The 8212-nt window shown below is 56.8% G+C and carries 7 protein-coding genes; 5 read left to right on the top strand and 2 right to left on the bottom strand.

The window, feature by feature from the left end:
* Window positions 1-190: 190 nt before the first annotated feature.
* From B5F76_RS11535 to B5F76_RS11515, 4 genes are all read left to right on the top strand, one after another.
* Window positions 191-1621 (top strand): TolC family protein, encoded by a 1431-nt coding sequence (locus B5F76_RS11535; RefSeq protein ID WP_087354704.1) that lies wholly within the window; start codon window positions 191-193, stop codon window positions 1619-1621.
* Between the two features lie 361 nt (window positions 1622-1982).
* Entirely contained in the window at window positions 1983-2930 is a 948-nt protein-coding gene (locus B5F76_RS11525; protein ID WP_087354700.1) for a hydrogenase small subunit, read from the top strand.
* An 11-nt stretch (window positions 2931-2941) separates the two neighbouring features.
* The gene (locus tag B5F76_RS11520; protein WP_087354698.1) at window positions 2942-4630 is read left to right on the top strand and encodes a nickel-dependent hydrogenase large subunit; all 1689 of its coding nucleotides are present in this window, start codon (window positions 2942-2944) and stop codon (window positions 4628-4630) included.
* 95 nt (window positions 4631-4725) lie between these two features.
* Window positions 4726-5259 carry a HyaD/HybD family hydrogenase maturation endopeptidase gene (locus tag B5F76_RS11515; protein WP_087354696.1) on the top strand — a complete coding sequence of 178 codons (534 nt, stop codon included), beginning with the start codon at window positions 4726-4728 and terminating at the stop codon, window positions 5257-5259.
* 67 nt (window positions 5260-5326) lie between these two features.
* On the opposite strand, the gene panB is transcribed toward B5F76_RS11515, so the two are convergent.
* Together panB and B5F76_RS11505 are read right to left on the bottom strand one after the other, a co-directional pair.
* Window positions 5327-6166: a 3-methyl-2-oxobutanoate hydroxymethyltransferase gene (panB, locus tag B5F76_RS11510; protein WP_087354694.1), complete on the bottom strand. Its 840-nt coding sequence runs from the start codon at window positions 6164-6166 to the stop codon at window positions 5327-5329.
* A 71-nt stretch (window positions 6167-6237) separates the two neighbouring features.
* Window positions 6238-6579: a hypothetical protein gene (locus B5F76_RS11505; RefSeq protein ID WP_087354692.1), complete on the bottom strand. Its 342-nt coding sequence runs from the start codon at window positions 6577-6579 to the stop codon at window positions 6238-6240.
* A 164-nt stretch (window positions 6580-6743) separates the two neighbouring features.
* Here B5F76_RS11505 and B5F76_RS11500 point away from each other — a divergent pair, with 164 nt between their 5' ends.
* Window positions 6744-8210: a putative sulfate exporter family transporter gene (locus B5F76_RS11500; protein WP_087354690.1), complete on the top strand. Its 1467-nt coding sequence runs from the start codon at window positions 6744-6746 to the stop codon at window positions 8208-8210.
* Window positions 8211-8212 lie beyond the last annotated feature (2 nt).

Below are 8212 nucleotides of genomic sequence, written 5' to 3'. Positions count from 1 at the left end.
CAGCCTGTGGAGAGGCTCCTTGCCTCGTTGAAGCGGAACCCGCCCAGGGATCAAGCTAGCTTGTTTCCGCTGGGAATCCTCCGCCTTTAGGCGGGGGAGGATGTCAATCCGGCCTGTTCCGAAAGAGAGAACACATGCAAGCCAGCCTCAATGTTTCGATTCCCGAACTCCATCTTGTGAGACATACGATATGCGTACCCTCAAATCGCTTGTGATTGCGGCCCTTCTTGTTGTGCTGCCCATGCCTGTCCTGGCAGCCCCGCAGCGCCTCGCCAATCCTGCATTTCCTCCTGCCCCGCCAGCGGGACAGGCCATTTCCGTCAAGGACACAATGTACGGTGTTTTGCGCATCCACAGAACCCTGCGCGGCATGCAGGAAAACCGCGAGGTCCTGAAGCATGAGCTCGATCGCGCCTACCGTGGCTTTGGACCCAGGGTAGATGTGAACGCATCGGGCGGCTTCGGCATTTTGAGCGACAGTACCACGAGGCGCAACGATTCCGACACAGGCCTCTTTCCGGCCGTGAACCTGAGTGCGACCCTGACCCAGCCCATCTGGGACGGCTTTGCGACCAGAAGCCGCGTCCGCCAGGCAAAATCCACCCTGGATTCCCAGAACTGGAGAGTCCTTGACAACGTGAGCTCATTGTGTCTTGACGGAATCATTGCCCACATCAACCTTCTGCGCACCCGTACCCTGGTACAGCTGGCGGAGGAAAACGTGCGCGTGCACGAGCGCATCCTCGGCCTTGCCAAGGATCGCGTGAACGTTGGCGCAGACACGCAGGCAGACTTCACCCAGGCCCAGTCCAGATACCAGCGCGCCCTGTCCTCCCTTGAAGAGCAAAAGGACGCCCTGCGGGTGGCAGAGGACACCTACACCCGCCTTACCGGTCTTCCGGCCACGGACAGACTGAAGGAAGTGCCCATGCCTCCGGAAGTCTTCAAGAACGCTGCCCGTGTGTTTGAGCAGGCCGAGCAGTTCAATCCCACGCTCGCCGCCTACATGGAAGACGTGCGCACTGCCACAGCCGGCAGGGAACTTACCGAATCCGCCTTCTATCCATCCTTCAGCCTCACTGCAGGCCCCAACTACTACACCAGGGGTGACAGGGACGAATACGACGACACCTGGACCTGGAGCTTTGACGTCATGCTGACCATGACCTGGAACATATTCAACTCCGGGGCAGACGTGGCAGCCTACAAGGCCGATTCCGCGCGCATCCGCCAAGCAAGACAGGTCTACTACAACTACATAGACGATCTGAAGCTGGACATAGACAGCACCTTCTCCAACTATCTTGCTGCCCAGCAGCAGTACAAGCACTATTCCAAGGCCATAGAGTTCAACAAGTATACCCTGAACGCCTACAACGAGCAGTTCCTAATCGGCCGTCGCACCCTGCTTGACGTGCTCGATTCCGAAAACGAACTCTTCAACTCCTCCTGTTCGGCTGAAACAAACAGGGGCAATATCATCATCGGCGCCTACAGGCTGCTTGCCCTGACAGGCAGACTCCTTCCTGCCATGTCCATTGCCCAGGAAGGCATTGACGCCCTGCCGCCCGAGGATCCGCAGGACAATCGCGAGGTCTTCGAGATGGGCTGGTTCAACTAGCCATCGACAGACAAAACGCCACGAAGAGCCATTTGGGGAGCAGGAGACAAAACGTTTTCTGCTCCCCTTTTTTTGCTTTCCCGCCCCCCCCCAACAGGGAAGCCAAAACACTTCGAACAGAAAGGCATCGACAAAGGGCCATGGAACAGTCCTGGGGCTTTTGATCGGCCATGGAGGCCGACAAGAAGGAGCCAATTTCTGCAGACATATCTTGACCCCCTGCAATGGGCCGTGTATAGTTACCACACCTACGTTCTGTCTTCCTGCCTTTTTTAGGGGACTGCAGGGCTTTTATTTTGCAGTCGGCTCGGGGCAGGTTCACTGTCATGGCCACACGCCATGTAAAAGAGGAGGCTCACTTATGCGTATCGCCGTGGGACTCGGTCAGCAGCGCGGAGAAAAAGAGCTTGAAGCCCAGGGCATCAAACGCCGTGACTTCATGAAATTCTGCACCGCAGTGGCAGTTACCATGGGCCTTGGCCCGTCCTTTGCCCCCAAGGTTGCCGAAGCTCTGACCGGGAAACGTCCTTCAGTTGTCTACCTGCACGAAGCGGAATGCACCGGCTGTTCCGAAGCCCTGCTCCGCACCGTTGACCCGTACCTGGACTCCCTGATTCTCGACACCATCTCCCTCGACTACCACGAGACCATCATGGCCGCCGCAGGCGAAGCCGCGGAAGAGGCCCTGGAAAAGGCCATTGCCAATCCCGATGGCTTTGTCTGTGTCGTGGAAGGTGCCATCCCCACCAAGGACAACGGAAATTACGGCTACATTTCCAATCACACCATGCTCTCCATGGTGCGCCGCATTGTTCCCAAGGCCAAGGTGACCATCTGCATGGGCACCTGTTCCTGTTATGGCGGCATCCAGTCGGCCAAACCCAATCCCACGGGTTCCCTTGGCCTCAACGATGCCCTCGCCGATCTCGGCGTGAAAGCCATCTGCCTGCCCGGCTGTCCTCCCAATCCCCTGAACTTTGTGGGTCTTGTTGTTGCCTATCTCACCGGCCAGAAGATCGAGCTGGACGACTACTATCGTCCTCTCATGTTCTACGGCAGCACAGTGCACGAGCTTTGCGAGCGCAAGAAGCACTTTGACGCCGGCGAATTTGCTCCCTCCTTCGATTCCGAAGAGGCCCGCAAGGGCTGGTGTCTCTACGACCTCGGCTGCAAGGGACCCGGCACCTACAACAACTGCCCCAAGGCTCTCTTCAACCAGACAAGCTGGCCCGTGGCAGCCGGACATCCCTGCATCGGCTGTTCCGAACCCAACTTCTGGGATGACATGACACCGTTCTACGAGAACTAGGGAGGGCCCACATGAGTCAGAAAACACCCCAAAGCAGCTACACGGGTCCCATTGTCGTCGATCCGCTGACCCGCGTGGAAGGGCATCTGCGCATTGAAGTGGAAGTGGAGAACGGCAAGGTTTCCAACGCCCGCAGCGTTGGCACCCTCTTCAGGGGCCTTGAAACCATTCTCAAAAACCGCGACCCCAGGGATGTGCAGCACTTTACCCAGCGTATCTGCGGCGTGTGCACCTATGTCCATGGCCTTGCTTCCACAAGAGCCCTGGAAAACGCCTGTTACAACGCTGACAACAGCTTCCACATTCCTGCCAATGCGACCTATATCCGCAACCTTGTGCTCGGCATGCAGCAGATCCACGACCACGTGGTGCACTTCTATCATCTGCACGCCCTTGACTTTGTGGATATCACAAGCGCTCTGAAGGCAGACCCCGAAAAGGCAGCCAAGCTTTCCGAATCCATAACCCCACGTCCCTGCAAGGTGGACGATCTCAAGGCCGTGCAGGCACGCCTCAAGGCCTTTGTGGAGACAGGACAGCTCGGCCCCTTCACCAATGCATACTTCCTCGGCGGGCATCCGGCATACTATCTTGAACCCGAGGCCAACCTCATTGCCACGGCCCACTATCTCGAAGCCCTGCACATGCAGTGCGAGATGGCCCGCGGCACAGCGGTCTTTGGCGGCAAGAACCCCCATCCCCAGTTCCTGGTTCACGGCGGCGTTACCTGTTACGAAGCTCTCACGGACAAGCGCATCAAGGAATTCGAGGACATCCTCAAAAAGAGCGTCAAGTTCGTCAACGAAGTCTATCTCCCCGATCTTTTGCTCGTGGGCTCTGCCTACAAGGACTGGGCAGGCATTGGCGGCACCACGAACTTCATGACCATGGGCGAATTCCCCGTGGCAGGCGACGAATTCGACGTGAGCACACGCTGGATGAAGCCCGGCATCATCTACAAGAGGGATCTGGCCAAGGTCGATCCCTTTGATCCCAACAAGATCAAGGAACACATCGCCCACAGCTGGTACGATGGCGATTGGGCCAAGGCTCCCTACGAGGAGAGCACGGATCCGAAGTTCACCCGCATGGGCGACACGGACCGCTACACCTGGCTCAAGGCTCCCCGCTACAACGACACCGCCACCGAAACCGGTCCCCTCGCAGCTGTTCTCGTCAACTACGCGAAGGGTCACAAGGACTTCAAGCCTCTGGTCGACAAGGTCCTCAGTGCTCTCGGCGCCACTCCGGAAGCCCTGTTCTCCACCCTGGGTCGCACCGCAGCCCGCGCCATTCAGTGCGCAGCCACTTGCAAGCACACGACCGACCTGCTTGAGCAGTACAAGGAAAACATCAAGACGGACAAGCAGATCGTCATCGATCGTCCTGTTCCCAAGGAAAGCCAGGGCGTGGGCTTTGTGGAAGCTCCCCGTGGCGGCCTGTCCCACTGGATGGTCATCAAGAACGGTCGCGTGGACAACTTCCAGGCAGTCGTTCCCACAACCTGGAACCTTGGACCGCGCGACGGTTTTGGCAAGCTTGGCCCCTGCGAAGAGGCTCTTATCAACACCCCAGTGGCAGATCCCAAGCGTCCTGTGGAAATCCTGCGTACAGTCCACAGCTTTGACCCGTGCATTGCCTGCGCCGTGCATGTCATTGACGGCAAGACCAACGAAGTGCACGAATTCAAGGTTCTCTAGTCTCACATTGTAAAATATGGGGCGGAAACAGCTTTCCTTGCTGTTTCCGCCCCTTTTTGCCTTTCCAGAAATCTGGACAAATCCGGAGAATACCCATGTCCGAAAATTCGCAGTCCGCAAAAATGTGCGTCCTGGGTGTCGGAAATCTTTTGATGCGCGACGAAGGCTTTGGCGTTCGCGCCATGGAATACCTGCGCGATCACTATGTCTGGCCTGACAACGTGGACTTTGTGGACGGCGGCACGCTTGGGCACGGGCTCATGCCGCTTTTGCAGGACTACGACAGGGTCGTTGTCCTGGACATAGTCACTGCCCAGGGAGAACCGGGCACTGTCTACCTTCTTGAAAACGAGGACATGCGCAAGGCGCTGAGCTTCCACGACTCGACCCACGACACCGACTTTGTGGATCTCTTGCAGACATGCGATCTCATGGGCTGCAGGCCGGAATGCTTTGTCATTGGCCTTGAGCCCTTTGATTTTAGAAGCATGGACGCAGAGCTCACAGACGAAGCAAAAAAGGTCCTTCCGGCCTTCTGCCGCAAGGCAGTCCTTGAGATACTGCGCAGGGGCTGGGCCAATGCCAAAGTCAGGGACAATGAGGCTCAAAGCCCCTACAGGGCCGAGTAACACAAATTTTATATGGCCCTTGCCAGGACAGGGGACCCTTGCGGGGCTTGAGCGGAAAAATCCGTTCCTAGCCCCATTTTGTTTCCAGGGCCTCGTATACTGCGTCGTCCATAGCGAAACTGTGTGCGGAATCCGGAAACGTTCCATCGCGCACGGCTGCACAGTAGGAGGCAACACCATCGCGTATGCAGACACCGCCTTCGGCAAACTGGCGTACAAACTTTGGACGGATGTCGCTGTACATGCCAAGCAGATCCTGCAGGACCAGAACCTGGCCGTCGCAGGCACTGCCTGCGCCAATCCCAATGGTGATGCCATGCACGTTCTTGCTCACAAGGGCTGCCAGCCTGTCGGGCAGACACTCAAGGACAATACCGAAGGCGCCTGCCTCGTCCAGAGCCACTGCGTCCTCGATGAGCCTTTGCGCTGCATCAAGGGCCCTTGCCTGAACGCGATAGCCCCCAAGGGCGTTGACAGACTGTGGAGTGAGACCAAGATGCCCCATGACCGGGATGCCTGCGCGCACCATTTCTGTGACCATGGGGGCAAGCTCCCTGCCACCCTCGATCTTCACGCCATTGGCGCGGCCTTCTGCCATGAGTCGACCTGCGTTTATCATGGCATCGCGCAATCCTGTCCGCACGGACATAAAGGGCATGTCCGTGAGCACAAAGGGCTTTTCCGCACCCCTCGCGACCGCACGCGAATGGTGGATCATGTCCTGCATGGTGACAGAGACCGTATCCTTGTAGCCAAGCATGACCATCCCCAGACTGTCCCCTACAAGTAGCATGTCCGCACCAGCTTCGGAACACAGTTTGGCCATGGTGTAGTCGTAGGCCGTGACCATACAGACCTTTTCGCTGTTCGCTTTTTTCCTTTGCAAATCCGCCAGAGTGATGGGCATGACCGTAACCTCGCGCTACAGGTGAAAAAGATTGCCGGTTGCACCGGTGCCAGCCTGAAGCTATGCGCCTTTTAGCCCATCGTCAAACCCTGTGGCAAAAATTTCACGTGTGCAGCAGCCCGTACGCGCACAAATTCCTCTTTCAGTACAGTTTGTCTTGTACTTTTGCGCACAAGCTGCAACAAACAAGAGAAAAAGACCTTCATTTCTGAAAAGAAAAGTAAAATACTCATGTTACAGACTGAAATAATATCCCGGAAGAAGAGGGCAAAGGGAAGAAAAACACAAGTGTTTAACGGCTGATAACATATTGATAATAATACAGATTCTGCTATAGTTTTCCTTTTTTTCTTCTCCTTGCGCTCATGGGTAAAGAGTGGTAAACAGAAAAAAACGTCTCCCTGTTCCCCCATGGGACTTGTTTCCCAAGGAAACAGGGACAGGGACCATGGCTTGAAAGATCATCTTTTGGGAAAGCAAGAATCGACCTTCGGGCCTGGGCACGCTTGTTTTAAGGCACTGCGCTGAGAGGTTACAGCGCGAAAGGTACAACACTCAAGACGAGTGAGGAGTACGAATGGCTAATCAATCCGCTACCTTCAACGAAGATAAGGTCGCATGCTTACTTGGCGGCCTCCTCTTCGTGCTCGGCCTTGCTAAATTCGCAGGGCTCGATCTTGTTGGCTGGATCGTGAAGATGGGCATGTGGGTGGACAACCCTCTTGACTGCTTCAGGGCTGCCAGCAAAGGCATGATGGAAGGCTGGCAGGCACTGCTTGCCACCTATATTCTTGTTACCCTTGGTCTCTCCATTGGCACCAAACTGATGAAGGGCAATGTTGCCAAATTCATTGCTTCCTTCACCCTCATTTTCTTCATCGCCATTGCCTGCTACGTTGTTGGCGCCAACGCCTACATCGCCGCCAACCCCACCCAGCTTGCCAAGCAGGGTATTCCGTGGGCACTCGGCCTCTCCACTGAAGCCGGTTACATCGTGGCCCTGGTTGTGGGTATCATCATCGGCAACGTGGCCCCTGGCTTTGTCGAAAAGCTCCATGACGCCTGCCGTCCCGAGCTCTTCGTGAAGATCGCCATCGTTGTCCTCGGTTGTGAACTCGGCGTGAAGGCTGCTGACGCAGCCGCCTTCGCTGGCGTGGTTATCTTCCGAGGCCTGTGCGCCATCGTTGAAGCCTATCTGCTCTACTGGGCAGTCGTGTACTTCGTGGCACGCAAGTACTTCAAGTTCAACAAGGAATGGGCAGCTCCTCTGGCCTCCGGTATTTCCATCTGCGGCGTGTCCGCCGCAATCGCCACTGGTGGTGCCATCCGCGCCCGGCCTGTGGTCCCGATCATGGTCTCCTCCCTGGTCGTTGTCTTCACCTGCATCGAAATGCTGCTCCTGCCCTTCGTGGCTGCTGCTGTCCTGCACACCGAGCCCATGGTTGCCGGTGGCTGGATGGGCCTGGCCGTTAAGTCCGACGGCGGCGCTATCGCTTCCGGTGCCATCACAGAATCCCTGATCCTCGCCAAGGCTGCCGGCGAAGGCACCGTGTGGGCCACCGGCTGGATCACCATGGTGACCACCACCGTCAAGGTCTTCATCGACATGTTCATTGGCGTGTGGTCCTTCATCCTCGCCTACCTGTGGACCAAGTACTTTGACGCCGACGCCAAGGCCGGCAAGAAGATGACCTGGGGCGATGTGTGGGATAGATTCCCCCGCTTCGTGCTCGGTTACGTGTGCACCTTCCTCATTATGCTGTTCCTCTGCGTTGGCGACGAAGCAACCCACAAGGTTGCCAAGACCGTGTCCAGCTCCCTGAACGGCATGCGCACCCTGTTCTTCCTGCTTACCTTCTTCACCATCGGCCTGATCTCCAACTTCAAGAAGCTGCTTGAAGAAGGCATTGGCCGTCTTGCCGTCGTGTATGTTGTCTGCCTCTTCGGCTTCATCATCTGGGTCGGCCTGTTCATCTCTTGGCTGTTCTTCCACGGCATGCATCCGCCGGTTGTCGAAGCCGCTGCTGCAGCCGCAGGCATGTAGTA

It is taken from the genome of Desulfovibrio sp. An276 (assembly GCF_002159665.1).
GTDB classification, from domain to species: Bacteria; Desulfobacterota; Desulfovibrionia; order Desulfovibrionales; family Desulfovibrionaceae; genus Desulfovibrio; species Desulfovibrio faecigallinarum.
This window is presented reverse-complemented; position numbering and strand designations above follow the sequence as displayed.

Coding starts and splice junctions, on each gene's coding strand:
- B5F76_RS11525 (WP_087354700.1), top strand. CDS start 1,983: ATGCGTATCGCCGTGGGACTCGGTCAGCAGCGCGGAGAAAAAGAGCTT.
- B5F76_RS11535 (WP_087354704.1), top strand. CDS start 191: ATGCGTACCCTCAAATCGCTTGTGATTGCGGCCCTTCTTGTTGTGCTG.
- panB (WP_087354694.1), bottom strand. CDS start 6,166: ATGCCCATCACTCTGGCGGATTTGCAAAGGAAAAAAGCGAACAGCGAA.
- B5F76_RS11520 (WP_087354698.1), top strand. CDS start 2,942: ATGAGTCAGAAAACACCCCAAAGCAGCTACACGGGTCCCATTGTCGTC.
- B5F76_RS11515 (WP_087354696.1), top strand. CDS start 4,726: ATGTCCGAAAATTCGCAGTCCGCAAAAATGTGCGTCCTGGGTGTCGGA.
- B5F76_RS11500 (WP_087354690.1), top strand. CDS start 6,744: ATGGCTAATCAATCCGCTACCTTCAACGAAGATAAGGTCGCATGCTTA.
- B5F76_RS11505 (WP_087354692.1), bottom strand. CDS start 6,579: ATGGGGGAACAGGGAGACGTTTTTTTCTGTTTACCACTCTTTACCCAT.